This window comes from Microbacterium sp. NPDC077644 (genome assembly GCF_040702785.1).
GTDB lineage: Bacteria > Actinomycetota > Actinomycetes > Actinomycetales > Microbacteriaceae > Microbacterium.
Map to the genome: position 1 here is coordinate 15784 of NZ_JBFBME010000006.1, position 24148 is coordinate 39931.

General features: G+C 66.0%; 27 protein-coding genes, 2 tRNA genes and 1 pseudogene. 19 read left to right on the plus strand and 11 right to left on the minus strand.

The window, feature by feature from the left end:
* On the minus strand, positions 1–561 hold the full coding sequence (locus AB0269_RS14905) for a carboxymuconolactone decarboxylase family protein (protein ID WP_366212030.1): 561 nt from the start codon (positions 559–561) through the stop codon (positions 1–3).
* A 180-nt stretch (positions 562–741) separates the two neighbouring features.
* Here AB0269_RS14905 and AB0269_RS14910 point away from each other — a divergent pair, with 180 nt between their 5' ends.
* Positions 742–1812, plus strand: coding sequence for a Glu/Leu/Phe/Val dehydrogenase dimerization domain-containing protein (locus AB0269_RS14910; RefSeq protein ID WP_366212031.1), 1071 nt, complete (start codon positions 742–744; stop codon positions 1810–1812).
* Here AB0269_RS14910 and AB0269_RS14915 read toward each other — a convergent pair.
* Positions 1809–2366, minus strand: coding sequence for a nucleoside phosphorylase (locus AB0269_RS14915; protein WP_366212032.1), 558 nt, complete (start codon positions 2364–2366; stop codon positions 1809–1811). The genes AB0269_RS14910 and AB0269_RS14915 overlap by 4 nt on opposite strands.
* Before the next feature lie 90 nt (positions 2367–2456).
* On the opposite strand from AB0269_RS14915, the pseudogene AB0269_RS14920 reads away from it, so the two are divergent.
* A pseudogene (locus AB0269_RS14920) lies at positions 2457–2939 on the plus strand (NUDIX hydrolase); the annotation flags it as partial.
* A 14-nt stretch (positions 2940–2953) separates the two neighbouring features.
* On the opposite strand, the gene AB0269_RS14925 reads toward AB0269_RS14920, so the two are convergent.
* The 3 genes from AB0269_RS14925 to AB0269_RS14935 are packed head-to-tail and all read right to left on the minus strand — an operon-like array spanning position 2954 to position 4608.
* Complete coding sequence (locus AB0269_RS14925; RefSeq protein ID WP_366212066.1) at positions 2954–3313, minus strand: RNA-binding S4 domain-containing protein; 360 nt, start codon at positions 3311–3313, stop codon at positions 2954–2956.
* A gap of 17 nt (positions 3314–3330) precedes the next feature.
* On the minus strand, positions 3331–4002 hold the full coding sequence (locus AB0269_RS14930) for a lysoplasmalogenase family protein (RefSeq protein ID WP_366212033.1): 672 nt from the start codon (positions 4000–4002) through the stop codon (positions 3331–3333).
* Positions 4003–4026: 24 nt separating this feature from the next.
* The gene (locus AB0269_RS14935; protein WP_366212034.1) at positions 4027–4608 is read right to left on the minus strand and encodes a GNAT family N-acetyltransferase; all 582 of its coding nucleotides are present in this window, start codon (positions 4606–4608) and stop codon (positions 4027–4029) included.
* Positions 4609–4806: 198 nt separating this feature from the next.
* Between AB0269_RS14935 and AB0269_RS14940 the strand changes: the two genes are divergently transcribed.
* Positions 4807–4880: transfer RNA gene (locus AB0269_RS14940), tRNA-Pro, on the plus strand.
* Positions 4881–5050: 170 nt separating this feature from the next.
* On the opposite strand, the gene AB0269_RS14945 is transcribed toward AB0269_RS14940, so the two are convergent.
* The 4 genes from AB0269_RS14945 to AB0269_RS14960 all read right to left on the minus strand — a co-directional run bounded on the left by AB0269_RS14945 (position 5051) and on the right by AB0269_RS14960 (position 9074).
* Positions 5051–5701 (minus strand): site-specific integrase, encoded by a 651-nt coding sequence (locus AB0269_RS14945; RefSeq protein WP_366212035.1) that lies wholly within the window; start codon positions 5699–5701, stop codon positions 5051–5053.
* A gap of 505 nt (positions 5702–6206) precedes the next feature.
* Positions 6207–6722 (minus strand): hypothetical protein, encoded by a 516-nt coding sequence (locus AB0269_RS14950; RefSeq protein ID WP_366212036.1) that lies wholly within the window; start codon positions 6720–6722, stop codon positions 6207–6209.
* 89 nt (positions 6723–6811) lie between these two features.
* Positions 6812–7816: a site-specific DNA-methyltransferase gene (locus tag AB0269_RS14955; protein ID WP_366212037.1), complete on the minus strand. Its 1005-nt coding sequence runs from the start codon at positions 7814–7816 to the stop codon at positions 6812–6814.
* A gap of 283 nt (positions 7817–8099) precedes the next feature.
* Positions 8100–9074 carry an AraC family transcriptional regulator gene (locus AB0269_RS14960; RefSeq protein ID WP_366212038.1) on the minus strand — a complete coding sequence of 325 codons (975 nt, stop codon included), beginning with the start codon at positions 9072–9074 and terminating at the stop codon, positions 8100–8102.
* Between the two features lie 154 nt (positions 9075–9228).
* Here AB0269_RS14960 and AB0269_RS14965 point away from each other — a divergent pair, with 154 nt between their 5' ends.
* From AB0269_RS14965 to AB0269_RS15025, 13 genes are all read left to right on the plus strand, one after another.
* The gene (locus AB0269_RS14965) at positions 9229–9438 is read left to right on the plus strand and encodes a heavy metal-associated domain-containing protein (RefSeq protein WP_366212039.1); all 210 of its coding nucleotides are present in this window, start codon (positions 9229–9231) and stop codon (positions 9436–9438) included.
* A 41-nt stretch (positions 9439–9479) separates the two neighbouring features.
* Entirely contained in the window at positions 9480–10391 is a 912-nt protein-coding gene (locus AB0269_RS14970; protein ID WP_366212040.1) for a hypothetical protein, read from the plus strand.
* A 50-nt stretch (positions 10392–10441) separates the two neighbouring features.
* Positions 10442–12712 carry a heavy metal translocating P-type ATPase gene (locus tag AB0269_RS14975; RefSeq protein ID WP_366212041.1) on the plus strand — a complete coding sequence of 757 codons (2271 nt, stop codon included), beginning with the start codon at positions 10442–10444 and terminating at the stop codon, positions 12710–12712.
* Between the two features lie 49 nt (positions 12713–12761).
* Positions 12762–13031 carry a YHS domain-containing protein gene (locus tag AB0269_RS14980; protein ID WP_366212042.1) on the plus strand — a complete coding sequence of 90 codons (270 nt, stop codon included), beginning with the start codon at positions 12762–12764 and terminating at the stop codon, positions 13029–13031.
* Positions 13032–13100: 69 nt separating this feature from the next.
* Complete coding sequence (locus AB0269_RS14985) at positions 13101–13442, plus strand: metal-sensitive transcriptional regulator (protein ID WP_366212043.1); 342 nt, start codon at positions 13101–13103, stop codon at positions 13440–13442.
* A 58-nt stretch (positions 13443–13500) separates the two neighbouring features.
* Positions 13501–14652: an FAD-dependent oxidoreductase gene (locus tag AB0269_RS14990; protein ID WP_366212044.1), complete on the plus strand. Its 1152-nt coding sequence runs from the start codon at positions 13501–13503 to the stop codon at positions 14650–14652.
* Between the two features lie 43 nt (positions 14653–14695).
* On the plus strand, positions 14696–16918 hold the full coding sequence (locus AB0269_RS14995) for a heavy metal translocating P-type ATPase (RefSeq protein WP_366212045.1): 2223 nt from the start codon (positions 14696–14698) through the stop codon (positions 16916–16918).
* An 8-nt stretch (positions 16919–16926) separates the two neighbouring features.
* Positions 16927–17238, plus strand: coding sequence for a metal-sensitive transcriptional regulator (locus AB0269_RS15000; RefSeq protein WP_366212046.1), 312 nt, complete (start codon positions 16927–16929; stop codon positions 17236–17238).
* A 72-nt stretch (positions 17239–17310) separates the two neighbouring features.
* Entirely contained in the window at positions 17311–17844 is a 534-nt protein-coding gene (locus tag AB0269_RS15005; protein ID WP_366212047.1) for a carboxymuconolactone decarboxylase family protein, read from the plus strand.
* Between the two features lie 9 nt (positions 17845–17853).
* A tRNA-Cys gene (locus tag AB0269_RS15010) sits at positions 17854–17927 on the plus strand.
* Between the two features lie 198 nt (positions 17928–18125).
* Positions 18126–18398, plus strand: coding sequence for a metalloregulator ArsR/SmtB family transcription factor (locus AB0269_RS15015; RefSeq protein WP_366212048.1), 273 nt, complete (start codon positions 18126–18128; stop codon positions 18396–18398).
* 11 nt (positions 18399–18409) lie between these two features.
* Positions 18410–18802, plus strand: coding sequence for a VOC family protein (locus AB0269_RS15020; protein ID WP_366212049.1), 393 nt, complete (start codon positions 18410–18412; stop codon positions 18800–18802).
* Positions 18802–19212 carry a hypothetical protein gene (locus tag AB0269_RS15025; protein WP_366212050.1) on the plus strand — a complete coding sequence of 137 codons (411 nt, stop codon included), beginning with the start codon at positions 18802–18804 and terminating at the stop codon, positions 19210–19212. Before AB0269_RS15020 ends, AB0269_RS15025 begins: the two co-directional genes overlap by 1 nt.
* Before the next feature lie 267 nt (positions 19213–19479).
* Here AB0269_RS15025 and AB0269_RS15030 read toward each other — a convergent pair whose 3' ends face one another.
* Complete coding sequence (locus tag AB0269_RS15030) at positions 19480–20124, minus strand: DUF4386 domain-containing protein (protein ID WP_366212051.1); 645 nt, start codon at positions 20122–20124, stop codon at positions 19480–19482.
* A 63-nt stretch (positions 20125–20187) separates the two neighbouring features.
* Between AB0269_RS15030 and AB0269_RS15035 the strand changes: the two genes are divergently transcribed.
* The 3 genes from AB0269_RS15035 to AB0269_RS15045 all read left to right on the plus strand — a co-directional run bounded on the left by AB0269_RS15035 (position 20188) and on the right by AB0269_RS15045 (position 23355).
* On the plus strand, positions 20188–20856 hold the full coding sequence (locus AB0269_RS15035; RefSeq protein ID WP_366212052.1) for a TetR/AcrR family transcriptional regulator C-terminal domain-containing protein: 669 nt from the start codon (positions 20188–20190) through the stop codon (positions 20854–20856).
* A gap of 534 nt (positions 20857–21390) precedes the next feature.
* On the plus strand, positions 21391–22812 hold the full coding sequence (locus AB0269_RS15040) for a DHA2 family efflux MFS transporter permease subunit (RefSeq protein ID WP_366212053.1): 1422 nt from the start codon (positions 21391–21393) through the stop codon (positions 22810–22812).
* A gap of 45 nt (positions 22813–22857) precedes the next feature.
* The gene (locus AB0269_RS15045; RefSeq protein ID WP_054683612.1) at positions 22858–23355 is read left to right on the plus strand and encodes a universal stress protein; all 498 of its coding nucleotides are present in this window, start codon (positions 22858–22860) and stop codon (positions 23353–23355) included.
* 147 nt (positions 23356–23502) lie between these two features.
* Here the strand turns inward: AB0269_RS15045 and AB0269_RS15050 are convergent, their stop codons facing one another.
* Positions 23503–24126 carry a CueP family metal-binding protein gene (locus AB0269_RS15050; protein WP_366212067.1) on the minus strand — a complete coding sequence of 208 codons (624 nt, stop codon included), beginning with the start codon at positions 24124–24126 and terminating at the stop codon, positions 23503–23505.
* Between the last annotated feature and the right edge of the window lie 22 nt (positions 24127–24148).

Consider the following 24148-nt stretch of genomic DNA (forward strand, 5'->3'; position numbering starts at 1 on the left):
TCAACTCCGCGTCAGGGCATCCTGGATGCTGGGACTGAGCCCAGGTGGAATGTCGACGTCGACGGCGAGCGCGTGCAGTGCTCGACTGAAATAGTTGCGCACCGATGCGGCGAGGGCGATGTCCACGATCTCCCGGTCCGTGAAGCCGACCTCGCGCAGGCGGAGGCTGTCGGCATCGGTCATGGACGCCGAATCACGGCTGAGCTTGGCGGCGAAGTCCATCAACGCCAACTCGCTCTCGCTGAGCTTCGCGTCGTGGTAGTCGCGAAGAATCCGCTCGAGCTGCTCCTCGTCGAACAGCTTCAGCGACTTGCGGGCGTGGGCATACCGGCACGCCTGCGAACCGATGGCGTCCGCGGCGGCGAGGGTTGCCAGTTCGTATCGCCGCACGCCCAGCTGCGAGACGATGGTGCGCACGAGCTGCTGGAAGGCGCGGAACGCCTCGGGGTTCACCGCCATCACGCGTGTGTGGGTGGGAACGTAGCCGAGATCGGCGATTTCGGAGGCGAACAGGTCTGTGACTGCTGCATCGGCGTCGTCCGGGGTGCTGATGATGGACATGGCAGGTTCTCCTCGCGTCCTGTTCACAGGATCCCACCATCGAGCACTGTCCGACAGGCGTTCTCGAGAGGCTGTGTGCTGGTTGCCGAAAGACGGGCCGAGTGGTGCAATGGAGGGTGGATGCCGCAACCTGACGGCGTCCGTTCACCGCGCCCACAAGGCCTGCCGAAAGAGGATGCAATGTCGCACACCCTGCCCCTTCCCGAGTTCACTCACGAACGGGTGGAGGTGATCACCGGCCGGCGCAGCGGACTGTTCATCGCCGTCGCCCTGCACTCCTCCGTTCTCGGCTCCGCCCTCGGCGGTGCGCGGCTGTGGACGTACCCGCACTGGAGCGATGCGCTCGGCGACGCCCTGCGCCTGTCCGCGGCGATGACGTTGAAGAACGCGACGGCCGGGCTGGATGCCGGTGGCGGCAAGTCCGTGATCGGACTCGAGGAGGGGACCGTCCTCGACACCGAGCGCCGCCGTGACGCCTTCCTCGACCTCGGCGACGCGGTCGAGTCCTTCGGCGGCCTGTACCGCACGGCGGAGGACGTCGGATCGACCATGGACGACATGGCTGTCGTGGGGGAGCGCACCGCGCACGTCGTCGGACTTCCCGATGCTGCGGGCGGCTCGGGCGAGCCGGCCGGTCCCACGAGCCTGGGCGTCTACGAATCGCTCAGGGCCGTTCTCGAGCGCACCACGGGCACCGGGGACGTCGCGGGTCGACGCATCACGATCTCGGGCCTCGGCCAGGTCGGCGGGCGCCTGGCGATCCGTCTCTCGGCCGAGGGTGCGATCCTCACCGTCACCGACGTGAATCCGGCCCGTCGGCACCTCGCCGGTGAACTCGGTGCGACCTGGGCTGAGCCCGGAACCGAGCACCTCGCGTCGTCCGATGTCTTCGTCCCCGCCGGCATCGGCGGGCTCCTCACCGATGAGGTCATCGACGCCCTCGACACCCGTGCCGTGTGCGGCCCGGCGAACAACCCGCTGGCGAAACACGACGGCGCCGACCGTCTCGCCTCGCGCGGCATCCTGTACGCCCCCGACTTCGTCGTCAACGCCGGCGGCGTGATCTACCTGGACAACGAGGCCAAGCAGCGCGGCACCCGTGAGGAGATCATGGGTCAGGTCGCGCAGATCGGCGACACGGTGCGGCGCATCCTCGCCGACGCGGAAGAGCGGGGCATCACGCCGCTCGCCGCCGCGGAAGAGCTCGCTGCGGAGCGCCTGCGCGCCGGGGCGCCGGCCCTCGCCGGCTAGACCCCGTACTCCTCGCGGACGCGATCGCGGAGCTCGTGGGAGCAGGCTGTCACGGCCTGCTCCCACGTGAGGTTCGCGCCGTCCTGGGCGTTGTCGGACACGGCCTTCCAGATGCGGATCGGCACGCCGAACTGCTCGGCGACCCAGGCGTAGGCGAACGACTCCATGTCGACCAGGCGCCCGCCGAGGGAGAGGATGAGCTCCACGGCCTCGGCATCGTCGATGAAGCTGTCGCCGGTCGCGATCGAGACGTCGCCCTCACCGAGTTGCATGCGCTGCGGCATCGAGACGTGCTCGCCGCGGACGCCCTCTTCGTTGATGACGTCGTGCTGGAACGCCCAGTGCACTTCGTGCACGCCGGACCCGATGGTCTCGTCGAGCGCGCCGGCCGTGCCGACGACGAGGATCTCGTCGTACTGTGCGGCATCGAGAGCGCGGGTCAGCCCGTAGGTGGCCTTGAGTTTGCCGGGACCGGTGACGAGGCGCTCGAACCCGGGGAGGTTCTCGGGAAAGGCGACGAGTTCGGATTCGAGGGCGGCGACGAGGAGTTTCACGCCTCCATCCTCCCAGAGCGGGGCGGTCCCACCGCGAAACCTTCCGCAACGCACAGCCCCGACCGCCGTCTCCTGTGAAAAGCTGGAACGGTGACGATCGTTCCCCCCGCACGCGGAGAGCCGCGGCGCCCGCTGGGCCCCCGCAATCCGGGCGACGCCTGGGTCGTCGCCGAGACGGGGGAGAAGTACTGGGGCCGCTACGGTGCGGCGGGTCTCCTCGCTGTGGACGCCGAGCGCGGCATCCTCCTCCAGCACCGTGTGAGCTGGAGCCATTTCGGCGGAACGTGGGGTCTGCCCGGCGGCGCGCTGCACGAGGACGAGACGCCGATCGACGGCGCGATCCGCGAGGCGACCGAGGAGGCCGGCATCCCCGAGGGGGCGGTGCAGGTGCGGTTCACCAGTGTGCTCGACCTTCGGATCTGGTCGTACACGACCGTGGTCGCCGACGTCGTCGAGCCGTTCGAGCCGGTGATCAGCGACCCCGAGAGCGTCGCTCTCGAGTGGGTTCCGATCGACGAGGTCGACGAGCGGCCGCTGCATCCGGGTTTCGCGGATGCCTGGCCGCAGCTGCGGGAGCGCCTGAACGCCTAGTCCCGACCTCGCAGCCGGTCGATCTCGCGGCGTTCGCGCTTGGTCGGGCGCCCGGCGCCGCGGTCGCGGACTCCGAGGGCGGCGACGGGTTCGCGTGCGGGTGTGCGGTCGTCATACGCGAGTGCCGCGACGGGGGCGCCGACGCGCTTCGTGAGCGTCTGGCGGACGATGAGGATGCGGTCGAATCCGCTGATCCTGACGCGCACCTCGTCACCCGGCTTGACCGTCTGCGCGGCTTTGACCTTGTCGCTGTTGACGCGTACATGCCCCGCGCGGCATGCGGTGGTCGCGGCGGAGCGCGTCTTGTACACGCGGATGGCCCACAGCCAGCTGTCGATGCGCACCGGCGCCGTCATCATCGGGTTCTGCGCATTCATGCGGTGGCCTTCTTCCGCAGGGATACAAGGGCGCCGGCGACGAGGAGTCCCTGCCCGAGTGTGTAGGTGAGCATGACGAGCGGGCTCGTCCACGCCGGCATGGCGTCGGCAATGAACAGCCGGAAGGCGAGGATCGTGTCGCCGGCGAGGAAGAACACCCCGCCGACGGCAATGAGCGGATGGCAGCGGGCTGCGACGGCCGCAGTGCCACCGAGGACGATTCCGTATGCGGCGACGGCGGGCAGCAGTGCTCCGGTGTGCGGGCCGAGGACGATGATCATGCCGATCCACCACGCGGCGTAGACGAGCGTCCACCACGGCATCCGGCGCGTACGCAGGATGCGTGCGAACAGCACGATGTAGGCGATGTGCGCGAGGCCGAAGAACAGGAGCATGAGCGGCAGCTCGGGGCCGCCGGGGAAGAACGCGCCGGCGCCGTCGCCGAGCCAGGAGAGCGCGATGGCGGCGAGCAGCAGCAGGATCGCGAGAGCCGGCTGCAGACGTACGGAGACCAGCACCGGGATCGCGAGCAGCGGCATCAGCCACAGTTTCGTCGGACTCGCGATCCCACTGCCGACCGCGAGGGCCCACACGTGCACGAGCGACATCGCCGCGACGGGAACGAACGCCGCGAGCAGAATCGTTCGGGGCAGGATGCGACGCGGCATCCACCCATCGTAGAGCGGAGGTCGTCAGGCGACGGTGAGGCTGGCGATCGGGCGTTCGGGCTTCGGCCCGGGGATCGCGGTGAAACCGGCGGCGAGGAACGTCGACAGAGCACCGTGGAACAGGTCGTTCACGTGCGGCTTCGTCTTGCTCGTGTCGATCGGGTAGCCCTCGATCACGCGGGCACCGGAGTCCTTCGCGAATGCGACGGCCGCGTCGAGCAGGGCGGCGTTCAGTCCCTGGCCACGATGCTCCTTGCGGACGACGAAGCAGCTGACGCCCCACACACCCTCGTCGTCGAGAGGCTCGTGCGTCGTCGCGACGATGTTGCGGGTGCGCCCGAGGCGCCGCTGCGCGGGCCGCGGACCCACGCGGATCCAGCCGGCGGCCTCGCCGTCGACGTAGGCGACGACCCCGGGCGGACGGTCGGATGCCACCTCCTGCTGGAACAGCGTTGTGCGCTGGGCGAGATCGGTGGCCTCCCACTCCTTGTTGGTGAGGACCGGCCAGACGCATTGACAGCCGCGACCGTCGCCGCCGCCGCTCAGAGCATGCTGAATGTCGTCCCACACGGCAGGGCTTGCGAGTTCGGTGGTGATCGTGGGCATGTGCGGCAGGTTACGCCGAGCCTCCGACACGGGCAAGCATCCTGGTTCGCGAAGGCTCCGTCGTGCGGCTAAGATAGGGGAGTTGCCTGCGCGCGAGCGCACGACAACGGGCTGTGGCGCAGCTTGGTAGCGCACTTGACTGGGGGTCAAGGGGTTTATCCCTCTCCAGTCGCCCGAAGAACTGAATATCGAAGGCCACGGGATGTGGCGCAGCTTGGTAGCGCACCTGACTGGGGGTCAGGGGGTCGCAGGTTCAAATCCTGTCATCCCGACAGAAAAGCCCTGGTGAGACGATAAATCTCACCGGGGCTTCGTTGTTTCCTCGGAGGGTTTATGTAAGCCTCCGGCCGCTCCGAACTGGTTGCCTTAGCATCGCCCCGAGAAGGCCGTTTACGACGAGCCGGGACCAAACCGGGACCAATCGACCTGATTCGCTTTCCCGTCATCGGCTAAGCGAGGGACTACGCGAGCCCTGCGCTGGTCGTTCGGTACCCTTGGCATCTTGGCCGCTGAGGAACGCGTTGGCCTGTGCTGCGGCGTCGGCGAGGTGCCGGGTGTCGGGGTGCAGATAGCCTCGCGTGGTTTCCAACGACTTATGTCCGAGGATGCCTTGGAGCACGTGCAGCGGGATGCCCGCATCGGCGAGCCAGGTCGCTCCGGTGTGCCGAAGGCCATGCCGGGTGAGGTTTGGCATGCCGAGCTGAGAGACCAGCGCATCCCACTTCGTGGCATCGCGAACGGTAGCTGTTGTGAGGACGCCTCCGCGCGGCCCGGTAAGCAGTCGCTCCTCCGGCGCGCGACCAACTGCAAGACGTTGGAGGACGGGCTCGAGGTGCTGCAGGATCGGGACGTGCCGAATCTCGCGCCCCTTGGTCTGCTTCGTGACCAGCCCACCGGAGCCGGGGAAAGTCTGGCGTCGGATCGTCACGATCCGCTGATCCCAATCCACGTCGCCGACCTGGAGCCCCGCGATCTCGGATCCTCGTGAGGCGAGCAGCGCGCAGAGCATGACGAAGTCCGAGTAGCTTTGGTGCACCTTGCCGCAGGCCTCGGCCAGGGAGGTGAGCGTCGCAAGATCTTTGAGGGCGTGCACGCGTGGTGATGTGTCGTACGACGATCTCCGGGATCCCCGAATCCTCCAACGGCTCCCACTCCACCGACGGCACCGCTACGATCCTCGGCGACGCTGAAGCATCCGGGACCTTCGCCCAGGACAGAATGTGTGCGACATCGTTGCCGAAGTCTTCACCGAACACCCGGTCCCCGTCGGTGCGGAGCTGTTCCGGCGGGCCAGCGAGCTCCTCGACAAGCACCTCATCCACCATGTAGTCAGCCGCCGCCTGGGAGCGGGCGAGGACATCGAACTCGATCGTCACCCGATGCGAGCGCAACGCCGCTGGCGTCGGCCCCGGCTCGGGCGGGAGGGGCGGATCAGACATGGGCATACTCCTTCGAACAGTGAACATGGGCAGCGAACATCGGTGCGGCGACGGCCGCGAAAGAACACTCGGGTACTCCCTGAGTAGGCGCAGCAGGTCGGCGCGGTCGAGCGGGCCGGAGGAAGTTGCGCCGGATGGTCAAAGACGTGCGCGTCATCGTCATCTCCCCAGCCACCGCTCGTGCCCGTCGCCTGGCGGCGGCATCTCCGGAGCGTCGGCGGTGAGGGCGCGTTCTCGATCGCGCAACGCCTGCTGCAAGTGACGGTTCACGACCGTGTGGTTCGTGCCATCCGCGCCGCCCGCGAGCGGGATCTGATGGAACGAATGCGACGGATGCGGGGTCGCTTCCCGCAGGGCTTCCAGCCAGTCATCGACGTCCTCGGGCAGGACCCAGTCCTGCGGTGGCGGATTCTCGACCAGGAACTCGGTCGCGCCCGCGTAGGCGTCTGAGTCTTCGAGCATCTCGTGGATTGTGATCGCGACCGCCCGCGCCAACGTCACCGGGCTGCGATCCGCGATCACCGTCGGCTCCACCTCCGGATCATCCGACCACACGATCACCCCGATACACAACGACCGCTCAGAACGCAGCGCCGGGCGAGGAACCTCGACCGGCGGGACGGTCGGCGGCTCCGCTGGTTCGGCTTCGGTACTGGTCATGATTCCTCCGTTCACGGATCCGCCGCCCGGTGCAGCAGTCGCCTACCTCTCAGGTAGGGCACCACCAGGAGAGCCGCCGTCGAACGGCACGTCGGCGTAAGCGGTCACTGATCCATGCGGGAACGGATCAGCGGGAGGTAGTCGGCGTTCTTCTCGATCGCGACCACCCGGAACCCCGCACCCGCTGCCGCTTCCACCGTGGTGCCCGAGCCCGCGAACGGCTCAAGCACGACCCCACCGACCGGCGCGACGAGCGTGACCAGCCACCGCATCAACGCGAGCGGCTTCACCGTCGCGTGCGAGATGCCGTACGCGCGCGGCCGTTCACGAGCTGCGGGTTTGTGCTCGAACCGGAAGATCGGGAACTTCCGCGACAACGCCCCTTCCTGCCACGTCCCCGTCAGCACATCGAGCGCATCCGCCTGCCCCGCATCGAACGCCACATTCGTCGGCCACCTATCGTCGGCGAACCGGCCGCCGTCGATGTTGATGCCTCCGACCCCGTGCTCGAGCACGTTTCCGATGATGCTCCCGTCGAAGGGTTTACGGGCGATGATGATCGGCTCGAACGCCGGCCTGAGCGCGGTGCCCCACCCCTCCCAGCGCGCAGCGTCCTCGGTAACCGGTGCGCCTTTGGAGAGCACCGTGCGGGTTGCGCCGAGAACCCCATCGTGCTCACTCGTCTGCACGATGCGATCCGTGCGCTGCACGCCCTGGTGCTTATCGATCGCGTACGAGAGATCCATGCTCTTCGGCATCCCAGTGGTGTGCAGCCACGCAATCTGATCGCGAATCTCAAAACCTGCATTCTCCAAGCCGCGCACCATGCGATGCCAAGTGCGTGCACCACCGAACGCTGCAACATGCGCGCCCGGCTTCAACGCGTGCAGCGCCCCCGCAGCCCACTCCGTGCACCACGCCTCGAAGACTTCGGGTGCGCTCATCGCCGTGGTGTCGATGTGCGGGAGCGACTCGCGGAACCCGGCCGCGTCGTCCCAGGCCTGCCCGTTGAAGCTCAACCCATACGGCGGGTCCGACACCAGCGCGTCGACGCTGGCTTCGGGGAGGAGCCGGAGGAGCTCGACCGCGTCCCCGTGGAAGAGCGTCACCCGCGGGTCGGTGAAGACCGGAGCAGGGAGGTCGGCGGCGCGCGGGCCGGGCGGCGTGGGGTCTGACATGGCGGAGGCTCCCTGCTGTTCGGGGCTTGTTCGCCGCCGTGTGCGACGAACAGGAATACCCAGCAGGTACGAGCCGTCCCATCCATCCCGAGCCCCCGTTGCGGCACCATCACCGAGTCACGAGAACCGAGGTTCCGACGCGACGCAGCCATCCACGAGCCGCCTGCACGACCCCGAAATCCAGAGCTCCACTTCTCCCACACACGATCGGCAATCAACGAGCGCCCCCGATGGTGGCACTGCGAGTTGACGGCGAATCGCTCAAGTGAGTATCTGCCGTGACTATAGGCCTCTTTGCGGATCGTGGACCGCACGAGTTCGCATAAACGCTCGGTGCAATGCCAAACCGCTGCTTGAACGAGCGTGAGGCGAATGCGGGGTCCCTCCAGCCCACGGCTGCCGCTGCTTCGCTGACTGGCAAGCTCGTGGTCACGAGGAGTTCGGCCATGCGATCAGCGCGGAGTTGCCGGAGAAGGGCAGCAGGAGACAGACCCACCTGAGCGCGGAATAGCCTCGACAACTGAGATGGGGACAATGCAACCGCTCGGGCGAGATCATCGATCCTCCACCGCTGACTTAGATCTGCTCGGAGAAGCGTAAGGGCCGTGGCAACCTCCCGATCAGGGACCCTGCCTGTGTCCGGGATGGTTCCCGTTGACTGGCCGCTCAGCCGCCCTACGGCGTCGAACACCTCGGATGCGATCGACAGCCTCGCAAAGTCACTAAGTGCACCGGCCGATGACTGGGACAGGCTGACCAAGTGCGGCGTGAGATCACGCATTGCGGCAGGCGTGAGGCGCAACGAATCGAGTGCAGGTTCTCCGTCCAACGCCCGATGTAGACAGTGCACGAGCGGATGCCTGAGCGACAGCCACCGTATCTGATCAGCCAAGTAGTCCGGGTGGAAGTAGAAGGTCACGGTACGGGCATGCTCTTCAGGAAAACCTCTGCATTCCAAGCCTGGAGGGATCGTGAGGATACTGCCCGCTTCCAGATGGACCTCGCCTGTGGGCGATTCCACCCGTGCCCAGCCGGAAAGGGTGAAGATCAGCTTTGCGAAGGGCACCGCTACCGGCCCTGAAGGGGTGTGCGCGATCTGATCCTTCACTCGCAAAGGCACACCGTCTCCGCCAACCAAGTGGAGGGCTGGCGGACTTGCTGTGTGATCGAGGGGCAAGGCTGCGTTCATGTGAGTGTCGCTGGTTCTTCACGGATCGCGTGGAGCCGTCCGTGCCACTGGGCTGTCGCGCTCCTCACCTCCTTGTGGAATACCTGCCAGGGGTATATGGTTGGGGACAATACGGGTACCCGGTGGGGGTACCGCATGGGTAGGAGGATAGCTGATGGCTGCGAATGAATACCAGGTGACCGGCATGACTTGCGGTCACTGCGAGATGTCGATCCGCGAGGAGGTCAGTGAGATCGCTGGGGTCGAGGGCATCGAAGTCAGCGCGCAGACGGGCAAGCTCGTCGTCACTGGTGAGGGTGAGATCGACGACGCGCAGGTGCTTGCCGCGGTCGAGGAGGCCGGGTACTCGGCGGTGAGGGTCTGATGAAGGCCGGCGCACGGCTCGCGCTCTACGGAGCAGGCCTGGTGGTGGCGTTCGGCGGCGCGTTCGCGGCCGCAGGGGTCGTTATCCCAGACGGTTTTGTTGCAGCGTGGGCGGAAGGAAGCGATATGAACGCGCATGATGAAGACCACGGCGGGAGCGAGGCGCAGGCTGCCGTGCACGCCCCGAATGGTGTCTCGATCGACGCGAGCGGCTTCGTGCTCTCGCCTGTCGAGGCTCCTGGGACCGTTGATGCCGCAGGCGAGTTGAGCTTCCAGGTTCAGACCATCTCAGGTGAGGCCGTGACAGAGTTCGCTGAGGCTCACGAGAAGGATCTCCACTTGATCATCGTCCGCACCGACGGCGCCGAGTTCCGGCATGTCCACCCAGAACTGGACGAAGCCACCGGGACGTGGTCACTGCCGTGGACCTGGGACGCAGCGGGCACGTACCGTGTGTACGCCGACTTCACCCCCGCTACCGAGGGCGCCGAAGGCGTCACTCTCACCCGCACCGTGGAGGTCTCGGGCACTTTTGCCCCGGTCACGGCAGAGGTGCAGCGTACCGACGAGGTCGACGGCTTCACCGTCAGTCTCGACGGCGACCTCACGGCCGGAGCGTCGAGCGATCTGACGATATCGGTCGAACGCGACGGGGAGCCGGTCACCACGCTCGAGCCATACCTCGGTGCGTTCGGCCACCTGGTCGCGTTGCGCGACGGAGATTTGGCGTATCTGCACGTCCACGCCGAAGGCGACGAGCCTCGCGCGGGCGACACGGCCGGCCCGGAGATTGGGTTCATGGCCGAGGCGCCCACTGCGGGTCGCTATCTCCTGTACTTCGACTTCCAGGTCGATGGGACGGTGCACACCGCCGAGTTCGTCATGGACGCCGGCCACGGCGACACCCATGGCGACAGCGATGAATCTCACTCGGACGACGAGGGCGGCCACTGATCCATCTTGGTGACCCCCGTTGCATACACAGAGCTGAAAGAAGGAAGAGGATGAGCACATCAGCGCCACCCACGGGTGGTCCGGGCTTCGAGTTGGAGATCGGGGGGATGACCTGCGCCTCGTGCGCGAACCGGATCGAGAAGAAGCTGAACAAGCTCGACGGCGTCGAGGCGACAGTCAACTACGCCACCGAGAAGGCCAAGGTTACGGTGCCCGCCGGTTACGACCCGGCACTGCTGATCGCCGAGGTCGAGAAGACCGGCTACACGGCTGCACTACCCAAGCCCAAGAACGCCAAGGCAAGTGCGTCGGAGACCGAGGCGGTCGACGAGGAGGACACTGAGCTCACCTCGCTGCGGCACCGGCTGATCGGGTCGATCGTACTCACAGTGCCCGTGATCGCGATGGCGATGATTCCCGCGCTGCAGTTCACCTACTGGCAATGGGCGTCGCTCGCCCTGGCTGCACCGGTCATCATCTGGGCCGCCTGGCCTTTCCACAAGGCCGCGTGGACGAACCTCAAGCACGGCACTGCGACGATGGACACGCTCATCTCAATGGGCACGTCGGTCGCGCTGCTGTGGTCGCTCTACGCGCTCTTCTTCGGCACCGCGGGCACCCCCGGCATGACGCACCCCTTCGAGTTCACGATCGCCCCGTCGGACGGCGCGGCGAACATCTACCTCGAGGTCGGCGCAGGCGTGACGATGTTCATCCTCGCGGGCCGCTACTTCGAGAAGCGCTCCAAGCGCCAGGCCGGAGCCGCGCTGCGCGCCCTGCTCGAACTCGGCGCGAAGGAGGTCTCCGTGCTGCGGAACGGCACCGAGGTGAAGATCCCCACATCCGAGCTGCAGGTCGGTGACGAGTTCCTGGCGCGCCCGGGTGAGAAGATCGCCACAGACGGCATCGTCGTCTCCGGCACGTCCGCCGTGGATGCGTCCATGCTCACCGGGGAATCAGTGCCCGTCGAGGTCAGTGAGGGCGACTCGGTCACCGGCGCCACCGTGAATGCCGGTGGGCGTCTGATGGTGCGTGCCACGCGCGTCGGCTCGGATACGCAGCTTGCGCAGATGGCGAAGCTCGTCGAGGACGCGCAGACCGGCAAGGCCGAGGTGCAGCGCCTCGCTGATCGCATTTCCGGTGTCTTCGTACCGATCGTGATCGTAGTCGCGTTCGTCACCCTCGGCGCTTGGCTGGGCGCCGGGTTCCCCGTTGCCGCGGCGTTCACCGCCGCGGTCGCAGTGCTCGTGATCGCCTGCCCTTGCGCGCTGGGTCTCGCCACCCCCACGGCTCTGCTGGTCGGCACCGGTCGGGGGGCGCAGATGGGCATCCTCATCAAGGGCCCCGAGGTGCTGGAGTCGACCCGCAAGGTCGACACGGTGGTGCTCGACAAGACCGGCACCGTCACCACCGGCAAGATGACCCTCGTCGACGTCATCACCGAGCCCGGCGTGGATCGTGCCGAACTGCTGCGCTTCGCCGGTGCGTTGGAGGATGCTTCCGAGCACCCAATCGCGCAGGCGATCGCCAAGGGCGCCACGCAGGAGGTCGGTCAACTGCCGGCCCCGGAGGACTTCGCGAACGTTGAGGGCAAGGGCGTGCAAGGCATCGTCGACGGTACCGCTGTCGTCGTCGGCCGCGAGTCCCTGCTCGCCGATTGGTCGCAGCACCTCTCCACCGACGTCGCACAGGCGAAGGCGCGCGCCGAGACGGAGGGCAAGACGGTCGTGGCGATCGGCTGGGATGGGCGCGCACGCGGCATCCTGATCGTCGCCGACACCGTCAAGCCCACCAGCGCCGAGGCGATCCGCGAGCTCAAGGAGATCGGATTGACCCCTGTGCTCCTCACCGGTGACAACGAAGCCGTGGCCCGCCAGATCGCGGCCGAGGTCGGCATCGATGAGGTCATCGCCGAGGTGCTCCCAACGGACAAGGTCGACGTCGTCACCCGGCTGCAGCAGGAGGGCAAGACCGTCGCGATGGTCGGCGACGGCGTCAACGACGCACCCGCGCTCGCCCAGGCCGACCTGGGGCTGGCGATGGGTACGGGCACAGACGTGGCTATCGAGGCATCCGACATCACGCTCGTACGCGGCGACTTGCGGGCCGCCGTCGACGCGATCCGGCTCTCGCGGAAGACGCTGTCGACGATCAAGACCAACCTGTTCTGGGCATTCGCCTACAACACCGCAGCGATCCCGATTGCAGCGCTGGGCATGCTCAACCCCATGCTCGCAGGTGCGGCGATGGCGTTCTCCAGCGTCTTCGTCGTCGGCAACAGCCTCCGCCTGCGCGGGTTCAAGAGCGTCACCCAGCAGTGACGCTCTGAACCACCACTACCCACACCAGAACGAAAGGCAACGACCCATCATGACGAATGACACCCAGGCTACGTCCAGCTGCTGCAGCACCTCCGCCCCGAACCCGTCAACGGCCGGCAACGGCCGCGACAACCTCCTTGGCGGCGCTGGCGACATGACCACCTGCCCGGTCATGGTCGGGAGCCCCGTCAACAAAACGGCTGCCGAGGCAGCCGGCCTGTTCCGTGACTTCGAAGGCCAGCGCTACTACTTCTGCTGCGCCGGCTGTGGCCCCGCGTTCGACTCGGATCCCGCCAAGTACGCGGCGAACATGGCGTAAACCCACCAGCGTGCGGGGTGGCGCGGCCAGGTGAGCGCGCCACCCCGCCACCTGATCGGAGCGAAGCAAATGACCGTCACGACCGCTGCCACCGACATCTGTCCGACGAGCGAGCATGGCGAGAGTTCGGTGCACGGCTACATCAGCGACAAGGCAAAGTACCGTAACCGTCTACGACGCCTCGAAGGACAAGTACGCGGCATCGACCGCATGGTCGACGAGGACCGCTACTGCATCGACATCCTCACCCAGATTTCAGCGATCACCAACGCTCTCGAAACCGTGGCCATCGGTCTACTGGGCGACCACCTGCGGCACTGCGTCCTCGACGCTGCTGTCGCCGGGGGAGAATCCGCTGATCACAAGATCACCGAAGCCACCGCAGCCATCGCACGCCTCGTGCGCTCATAGAACCGACACCCCGCTTATAGCCAACCCCCCTTCCGCACACAGCCCAGGAGTTTCCGTCATGACCACCACGCCGCACGTCCTCATTCTCGGCGCAGGAGCCGCCGGGTCCACCGCCGCGCGCAGTCTCGCCTCCCGTGACGACGTGCGGGTGACGCTGGTGACGCGTACTGGCGAGACCCCGTACACACGGATGCTGATCAAGGGCATCGCGTTCGGCCCGACACCCCCGGAGGCCATCACACTCCCTCTGCCGGAGGTCGAGGTCGTCGCCGACACCGTGCTCGAAGTCAATACCTCGGACCAGGAGGTGCAACTGGCCTCTGGCGCGCAGCTTGCCTACGACGCGCTCATCGTCGCGACCGGAAGTAAGCCCCGCCTCCTCACCACTGATGTCATCAGACGTGAGACCGCCAGCGATCGACGCCGGGTCAGCACGTTGCACTCCCTGAAGGACGCGCTGCACATCCGCGAGCTGAGGACAAGCCTTGGGCGGCCCGCGCGCGTGGCGATCTACGGCGGCGGAATCATCGCAGCCGAGACGTCATCTTCACTGCATGCCGACGGACACGAGGTCATTCTGATCTCCCGCAGCCAGATCCCGGGCACCGGAGCCTTCGGCGCCCCAGTAGCCGAACGCATTGCTACTGACCACGCCGCAACGGTGCAGACCCGATTCGGTCGCACCATCCAGCACGTCGATGAAACCGAATCCGGCGTTGCCATCACCCTTGATGAAGGCAACCCCGTCGTTGCCGACTTCCTCCTCATAGCACTCGGCACGATCCCTTCCGCGCCGGCACCATGGACGACCGGAGTCGACGTCGACGACCATCTCCGCGCCGAACCTGCATACGTCTTTGCAGCCGGAGGTGCCGCCAAGCACTATGACGAAGCGCTGGGCGCCTGGCGCATCGACCACTGGGAGGATGCCGCCGCCCAGGGGGGACACGCAGCGCAGGTGGCCCTGCACGACCTTGGTATCGGAGACGATCCCGGCGCCTACATGCCGCGCAGCCCCTACATGGCGATGGTCCACGGGCGGATGATCTCCGGCGTCGGCTACATCGGCGGTGCCGACAGCCACCGTGAGGACGGCGACGAGTTCGTGGTCCGGCACGAGGTGGGTGGCACCGTGACCGGAGTCACTGGTATCGATGCAGTGAGTACCGTCTACCAGTGGGGGCAACGACTCCACGGGGTATCGGTCTGAGATCTACCCGAAACTGGTACTACTCGAAGAACAGGAGCAGATCATGACTGACCCTCACGCGCACCCGCAAGCACATCACGATCATTCCCATGTAGACGCCAGCTCCCAGGCCCGCTCGAACCATGAGCACGACGCCATGCAAATGCGGTCAATCGAGCACGCCCGTCCGCACCATGGCCATGACGGCCAGGAGCACCACCCCGGCCATGATGCGCACACGATCGACAGTCACGCTGCTCATGACGCGCATGGCGGTCACGATGAACACGGTGGGCATGCTGGACATGGCGACCATGTGGGGCAGTTTCGGCGGCTGTTTTGGATCAACCTCGTCGTCGCGATCCCCGTAGTCGCATTCTCTCCCATGTTCGCAATGCTGCTCGGCTACGAAGTGCCCGGCTGGGCGATGTGGATCGCGCCCGTACTCGGCACCGCCATGTACGGCTGGGGTGGCTGGCCATTCCTCGCCGGAGCGTGGAGGGAGATCACGAGCCGTAAGCCGGGAATGATGTTGCTGATCGCCCTGGCGATCACTGTGGCATTCTTCGCTTCCTGGGCCGCGACCCTCGGACTCGCGCACCACGAACTCGAGTTCTGGTGGGAGCTTGCGCTGTTGGTCGTCATCATGCTGCTCGGACACTGGATCGAGATGCGATCCCTCGCGCAGACCACCTCCGCCCTTGATTCCCTGGCCGCATTGCTTCCTGATGAAGCCGAGCGCGTCGAGGGCGACGAGGTCGTCACCGTCGCTCCGGCTGAACTACAGGTCGGAGACATCGTCATCGTTCGCCCGGGCGGGAGCGTGCCCGCCGACGGTCGCATCGTCGACGGCCACGCGGCGATGGATGAGTCGATGATCACCGGTGAATCGCGTACGGTCGGCCGGGGTGAGGGTGACGCGGTGATCGCAGGCACAGTCGCGACCGATTCCGGTGTGCGAGTGGAGATCACGGCCACCGGCGATGATACGACTCTCGCGGGCATCAATCGTCTTGTCACTGAGGCGCAGAACTCGTCTTCACGAGCGCAGCGCATAGCCGACCGTGCTGCCGCACTGCTGTTCTGGTTCGCTCTGGGGTCGGCGGTCATCACTGCGATCGTGTGGACGTTCACCGGTGACCCTGATTCCGCCGTGGTGCGAAGCATCACTGTGCTCGTGATTGCCTGCCCGCACGCGCTTGGGCTCGCGATACCGCTCGTCGTGTCGATCGCGACCGAGCGTGCTGCGCGCGGTGGGGTGCTCATCAAGGATCGTCTGGCGCTTGAATCCATGCGCCAGGTCGACGCGGTGCTCTTCGACAAAACCGGCACCCTCACCAAGGGCGAGCCCACCGTAACTGGCGTCGCTCCCGCAGGTGACCTCGACGCCGATCAGGTGCTCGCCCTCGCCGCCGCAGCCGAAGCCGACAGTGAGCATCCGCTCGCGAAGGCCATCGTCGCGTCGGCGAAGGATCGCGGCCTGACCTTCGATTCCGCGAGCGGCTTCTCCTCCTCACCGGCGGTCGGCGTCACCGCCAACGTCGCCGGTCACGAGATACGGGTTGGCGGTCCGCGCCTGCTCGAGGAGACGGGCCAGCCCGAAGTTGGTGAAGCTGGCGGATGGCGGGCCGAGGGTGCGATCATCCTGCACGTCCTCCGTGACGGTCAAGTGATCGGCGGGCTCCGCCTCGCCGACGAGATCCGCCCCGAGTCCCGCGATGCCGTCAAGTCACTGCACCGGCTCGGCGTCGAAGTCGTCATGATCACCGGAGATGCCGAGGCCGTTGCCAGTGAGGTCGGACGCGAGCTCGGCATTGACCGGGTCTTCGCTGGTGTGCGCCCCGAGGATAAGGCAGCCAAGGTCGCCGCCCTGCAGCAGGAGGGCAAGAAGGTCGCGATGGTCGGCGACGGCGTCAACGACGCCCCCGCGCTCGCTCAGGCCGACGTCGGCATCGCAATCGGCGCGGGGACCGATGTCGCGATCGCGTCCGCGGGGGTAATCCTTGCCAGCTCCGACCCACGTTCCGTGCTCTCCGTGATCGAGCTTTCTCGCGTGGCATACCGGAAGATGAAGCAGAATCTGTGGTGGGCGGCCGGCTACAACCTCCTCTCGGTACCGCTGGCGGCCGGTATCCTGGCACCGGTCGGATTCGTGCTCCCGATGTCCGTCGGCGCGATCCTAATGTCGCTGTCGACCATCGTGGTCGCGCTGAACGCACAGTTGCTGCGCCGCATCGACCTCACACCCGCAGTCAGTACCCGTTCCATTCTGGAACGCCAACAGTAAGGACTCCCATGTCATCGGAGAATGAAGTCGCCGACGGTCATCACGGCTACATCGACGACAAGACTCAATATTTGCAGCGTATGAAGCGCATCGAAGGGCAAGCGCGCGGGATCGCGAAGATGATCGACGAGGAGAAGTACTGCATCGACATCCTCACCCAAGTGAGTGCGCTCACCCGCGCCCTCCAAGGCGTCGCCACCGGTCTGCTCGATGACCACCTCAAGCACTGCGTGCTCGATGCCGCGAAGCTCAGCGACGATGCTGGCAAGGCGAAGATCCAGGAAGCCACCGACGCGATCAACCGACTGGTGCGCTCCTAAGAAGCAATCCTCCTGCTGCCGTCGCTCGCAACGCTCCACCCGTCCCGCCCTGCCTCGATCCGATCCGATCCGATGAAGGAGCGCATGATGCCGCGATTCTCCCAACTCACCCCGGCCTCTGCTGTCGGGACCTCTCGTGATCTGCTGGGCGAACTCGTCGAGCGCCACGGCACCGTCGGTGACATGGTGGCGACCATGGCGCACTCGCCTGCCGTGCTCGGCGGCTACCTGCAGTTGAGCAAGGCGATGCGCAGGGCGAAGCTCGACCGCAAGGTTAGCGAACTCGTCTCGATCGCCGTGCAGACTCAACAGGGCTGTGGTATGTGCCTGCGTTCTCATATCAGCGCCGCCCGCTCCCTGGGGCTTTCGGAGAACGAGATCTCCCGGGCGCAGCAAAGCACCTCGCACGATCCCTCCGTCGCAGCCATGATCCAACTGGGCGTGCGGGTTTACCGGGAGCCTGCGTCCATCACCGACGCGCAGGTGGAGGAACTGCGCGGCTTCGGGTACAGCGACCGTGAGATCGCCGACGTCGTCGGCGTGGTGGCACTGAACATCCTCACCGGAGCTTTCAACCTTGTCGCCGGACTCACCCCCGGCGACTGAACTCACCCTGGTGCCTTGGCCGAGAGGATAGGCAGCGGCCTGCAAAGCCGTCCACACGGGTTCGAATCCCGTAGGCACCTCCAGTTGGCCCAAAGCCGCGGTCGCCACCTGCGCGTATCACAGCTCGCTCGTCCGTAACGGGGCCGACTGATGAGATAGACGGCACGCAAGTCGCTCCCACGATGAAGCCGCGCCCTCACGAAGGCGCAACCCCACCGGCGACAGATAGGTTCTGAGCTTCATGATTGACATGCAAGTAACTACTTGCCTATTGTCGAGGCATGAGCGATGTCTTCCGAGCTCTTGCCGATCCCACCCGGCGGCTGATCCTGGACGAGCTGGCGGAACGCGACGACCAGAGCCTGTTCGAGATCTGCAGTCGACTCGTCATGAAGCACGGAAACACATCCTCACGACAGGCGATCTCCCAGCACCTCGCGGTACTAGAGGACGCAGACCTCGTCCACTCGCGCCGGGCCGGACGCACGAAAATCCATCGACTCAACCCCGAGCCACTCCGCTCCCTCACTGCGCGCTGGCTCACCACACACTGAGGAGCACGACCATGCAGGCACGCATCCACGTCACGAGCGTCTTCGTCGACGATCAGGACAAGGCACTCGCCTTCTACACCGACAAGCTGGGCTTCGTCACGAAGCACGACATCCCGGTCGGTCAGTTCCGGTGGCTGACCGTCGTCGGAGCCGACGCCCCGGACGGAGTCGAACTGCTCCTCGAGCCTGACGAGAACCCAGCGACCCAGGCGTTCAAGAAGGCGCTCGTCGCAGACGGAATCGCCGCGGCATCCTTCGCAGTCGACGACGTGCACGCGGCACATCGTGAGCTCGAGGAGCAGGGCGTGACATTCCTCCAGCCCCCGACACCGATGGGCCCCGTCACCAGTGCGGTGCTCGACGACACGTGCGGCAACCTGATCATGATCTCGAGCCCAGCCTGATGGCCGCCACGCGCAACGCGTTCGACAGCGCGGGACGGAAGGTCGGCGACTGGTCGGAGCCAGATGCCCACGGTGGTGTCATGGTCGGTGAATACGTCGACGGCGACCGGCAGGGCCTCTGGCGACACTTCTTCGCGGACGGCCGGCTGCGCTCGGAGGGCGAGTACCGCAACGGCGCACTTCACGGAAAGTGGACGTGGTATCGCGCAGCCGGCGGGATGCTGCAGCGGGGCGGCTTCTTCGAGGGCGAGAAACACGGCCGCTGGGAGCGCTGGACCGCCGAGCAGACATTGATCGACAGCGGGGACTGGTCGCACGGCAAGAAGATCGGCGACTGGATCAGCTACAACCCGGACGGCACCGTGCGACGCACCACGCACCACCGCGGCCGTCCGCTCGCTTCAAGCTAGGCCGACCCCACCGCCGCTCACCCACTCGTCGTCTTGACCTGCAGGCCGAACATATCTTGACGCGCAGAGCAGATATCCATTCCCCTGAGTACTTGGTTCGTGAACGGGACCGACCGAGGGTAAGAAGGCAGTTGAACAGTCGTAGAACTCGGCTCAATCAGCGACCAACAGCGACCGTTCAGCGCGCCGAGCATCGTCGGCGCCCGGTTGGCCGGGGCGGGATGGAGGCGTGAAGTAGCGTTCTCCGGTTGATGAGCGGTGGATTCTTCACGCGGCCGGGATGGTGTCCGGGATCGCTGCCGCGTTCCGGTCGGTGCGCGGCCGGAGCCCCGCAATGATCAGGTAGAACGCGAACCAGAGCTCGAAGGCGAAGACGGGCACGGCGCACGCGCCCGCGACCGCGCCGTTCAGGGGCACGAGCCCGAACAGCTGCGCCGCGTTGCTGCCCAGTACCAAGACGCCGCCCATCAGGCCCAGGACGGCGAGAGCACGGGGAACGAGGCCCGACTCCAGGAGCAACCACCCCAGGACGATCGTGTTGACGCTGATCACCAGACCCTGGCCGACAAGGAACGCGGCGGTGTGCAGCGCCTCAAGCGATTCACCCGCCACCGTACCCGCGGCATCGGTCCACAGGAGCGCGAGCATCGGGAGTGTTCCGGCGGCGATAACGGCAGCCTCGAGCGTACGTAGGAACGCGAACGTGAGTGCTCGCACCTCGCCGGCCGTGCGCAGCAGGGGGAGGAGCAGCAGGCCCGTGAGCAGGCAGCCGAGCGCGAGGATGAACTCGAGCGCCACCCCCAACGGCACGGCCGAAGCTGCGTACGCGGCCACGGCAGTCACAGAGGTCACGTGCGTGACGAGGTAGACGATGCCTGCGCTGCGCGCGTAGATGCGATTCTGCTGACTCATGGAAGACCTCTCCTGGTATACGGCGTATACCCGTAGTAATCAGCTTAGGTATACGCTGTATATATGTCAAGCGTCAGACCTCCTCTCGACCGCAGCACCGTGCTGAACGCCGCCATCGCGCTGGCAGACGAGGTCGGCCTGGACGGTCTGAGCATGCGGCGCCTGGGGCAAGCTCTCGGCGTGACGCCGATGGCGCTCTACAAGCACGTGGCGAATCGCGAGGAACTGATCGACGCGATGGTCGAGCGGATCGTCGCGGGGTTCGACGTCCCGATCCAGGATGACGACTGGCGGCACGAACTCCGAGCACGCATCCTCGCGGCGCGAGCAGCGACGACGCGCCACGGGTGGGTGCGCCCGGCGATTGAGACTCGGACGATGGCGGGCGATGCCGTGCTCTCGCATATGGATGCGCTGATGGACGCCATGTTTCGCGGGGGCCTCTCCGCGGACCTCGTCCACCACGCTATGCATGCGCTCAGCACGCGCATGTGGGGCTTCACGCGGGATGTCATGCCGACACCCTCACTACCCGCCGATGCCTCGACGCGGGCAGCCGCCCTCGCGGCGTACGCCGAGGCGTACCCGGCCATCGTCCGCATGGCGTCCACGGCGTCACAGGCGGGCGCAGACTGCAACGAGGAGACCGAGTTCGTATTTGCGCTCGACATCCTTCTCGACGGATTTGAACGGCTTCACCACACCGGATGGCGCTCAGAATTCAACGCGTGACAGGCAACGGGCGGGCCTGGACTGAGACGATGGCGGGTGAGCCTAGCCGTCGAATTTAATCGAGCCAGGCGGCTGCGAGCGCATGATCGCCGCGACCTCCTCGGCGTGACGCTTAGATCCCGCATCGATCGAGAGCGTTGTGATGGTCGATCGACGCCCAGGAGCGAGCAGTGGGAACCGTTGCTGTCGGCGTTGTCGAGCGATGCCCAGCAACCTAAGCGGATGTGACGCATCGCGACGATCAATCAAGCTCGCCTCAATGACCTTGTTGGCTACCCCTGCAACGTCGCTGCGAGCTATCGCTCCGCGACGTGGCAGCAGACCGCGCCGACTTCCCTGCCGCTCATGACGGAGAACTGAGCGCTGCCAACGTGCGGGGGACCGGTCGGACTCGCGTGATTCCTTGGAGCGGACCTCGCGCTGGCCCATGCAACTGCGTGTAACTACATCGCGACATTGTTACCCTACCCCCCTAGGGTATATATTGAAGATGTCGTACGACCTTTTGCCACCCAACTCGAATGGAGCCCAAATATGTCCTCGTCCCCTCCGACAAGCAGCGCCCGGTGGTGGGGTCTGTTCCTCATCGCGCTGGCTCAGTTCATGGTCATCATGGATGCCTCGATCATCGGGGTCGCCCTGCCGCAGATGCAGGTGGATCTCGGCTTCACCCCGCACGATCTCTCCTGGGTGTTCAATGCCTACGTGATCGCGCTAGGCGGGCTTCTGCTCCTCGGCGGTCGCCTCTCCGATCTGTTCGGCCCGCGCAGGATGTTCGCGACCGGCTGGGTAATCCTCGCGATCGGATCTCTCGTCGCTGGCCTCGCGGGTAACGTGCCGGTCGAGCTGCTCGGACGGGTGCTCCAAGGGGCGGGGTCTGCGCTTATCGCGCCGGCCGCGCTCACGCTGTTGATGATGCTGTTCGGGGCGAACCCGAAGGAGCTCACGAAAGCGATGGCGTTCTACGGGGCTGCCGCTCCTGCCGGCGGCACGGCCGGGGTCTTCCTGGGCGGTGTGATCACAGAGTTCGCGTCTTGGCCGTGGGTGTTCCTCATCAACGTGCCGATCGCGGTGCTCGTGCTGCTGGTCATGTGGAAGGCGCTGCCCGGCGGTAAGCTCGGCGCACGCGGGTCGGTTGACGTAATCGGTGCGCTCACGGTAACGGTGGGCCTTGCCGCGCTGGTCTACGGAATCGTGCGCGCTGAAGTCGCCGGGTGGGCGTCGCCAGAGACGTGGATCGCGATCGGACTCGGCGTCATCCTCCTCGTGTTGTTCGTCATCATCCAGCGCGTCAAGCGCGAGCCTCTGATGCGGCTGTCGATCTTCCGTTCTCCCAATCTGGGCGCCGCAAACCTTGCGCAGGTGCTGCTCGGCGGGGCGTGGGTGCCCATGTGGTTCTTCTTGAACCTGTACCTGCAGCAGGTTCTCGGCTTCTCCGCGTTCCCGGCAGGAGCAGCTCTTCTTCCGATGACGATTTTGATCATGCTCGGCATGATCGTGCTCGCTCCTCGGATCATCGCGGCAGTCGGACCGAAGGTCCCCATCGTGCTCGGCCTCGTCATCCTCGCGGTGGGCCTCGGGTGGATGGCTTTCATTCGACCCGACGGCAATTACTGGGTCGACGCATTCGGACCCTCGCTCATCGTGGCCTTCGGGCAAGCACTTGCCTTCATCCCCTCACTGCAAGTTGCCATCTCTGCAGCCCCGCCCGAGGAAGGCGGTCTCGCCTCGGGCATCGTGAACACGAGCTACCAGGTCGGGTCCGCGATCGGTCTCGCCGTCGTGTCTGCCGTCGCTGCAGGCTTCGGCGCGGGACAGCTCGGTGACACCGAAGCGCTCACTCAGGGGTACTCGGCGGCGTTCATTGCGGCCGGGATCATTGCCCTCGCCGGTGCGATCCTCGTCCCGATGTTCTTCCGCACCAAGCGACCTACTCGCGCACTGCCAGTTTCATAACTCTGCATCGCGTCACATCCAACTACTGAACGAAAGAAGAGCACCATGTCTGTACCGAGATTGCTGATCGCCTACGATGGCTCACCCAACGCGAAGTACGCCATCGAATCCGCCTCCTCTCTTTTCCCGGGCACGGAAGCCGTCGTGTTCTACGCACGGCAGCCCATGGAAGGATTCGCCGCGCACCTCCAGGGCCACCCGGCACTGGAGAAGCTCGACGCACTCGACAGGGCCGCACTCGACGCCTCCGAAAAGATCGCCGCCGAAGGGGCGGAACTGGCTCAGTCGAAGGGGCTCAAGGCCGAGTCGCTCGTATCCTCAACGGTTGCTACCGCCTCCGAAGCGATCCTCGATGCCGCCGATCGGCTGAACGTCGAGCTCATCGTGATCGGCTCTCGAGGGCTACGCGGTCTCAAGGCCACTGTGCTTGGGAGCACCTCAGCGAACGTGCTCCATCACGCCACGCTTCCGACTCTCGTAATTCCGTCGGATTCTGTGGCCCAGGCACGCTACGCACAACGGGCTGCAGCCCTTCCAAGCTGAGCTCGTCAGCGGTTGCCGGGCACGATACTCAACGTCAACCGATTCGATGCCACCGCCTCGGTCGGCCTTCCCTGTCGCTCGCGGCATGGAATGGTCGACCGAGGCATCGTTTTATGCGTGCGAAATAGCAGCATTGATGCTGTGCGATCAGGTCAGTTGCACCGCGGTGATACAGGTCGGGTCGTCTTCGTTCATCGTAGAGATGGTCGTGGTTCCCACCTGCCCTTCGTGTTCGATACTGAGAGTTGCTTTGATGCCGCGAGGCACCCAGATGCCGATGAAGCCGTTGTCGTAGGTCTGCCGTACCTCGTCGAGGAGCACGTCGCCCCCATCGCCGGTGAGGGTGACCTGGACCTCGGTGTTGGCGAGTTCGCCGAGGCAGGTGGTCAGGCTGTGGAAGTAGCAGTCATGGGTCTGTTCCCGGTAGGGAGCGACCGAGATGTACACCTCGTCTTCGGGCATCGGCAGCTGTGTCTCGCGCTCCTGGTCGTCGGTGAGCACGAGCGCATCCGGCTGTACAGATGCGATCAGATCGGCGGGTCGGTCAGCGACGGGCATCGTGTCGAGCCGTTCGACGACCTGCGCGGCGTCGAGGCCCTCCAGGTCGTGGTCCGCCAGGAAGTCGGTGTCGACGGCCCGACTGTTGGTCGAGGGCGACGCGGGTTCGGGCGAGGACGCGGTGGCACATCCGGCGAGCACAAGGGTGGCGGCAAGCATCGCGGTGGCGGCGACGATCAGTTTCCGCCACCGGGGCGTGGTGGGATGGGGCATGGTGTGATCCTTCAAGAGTGTC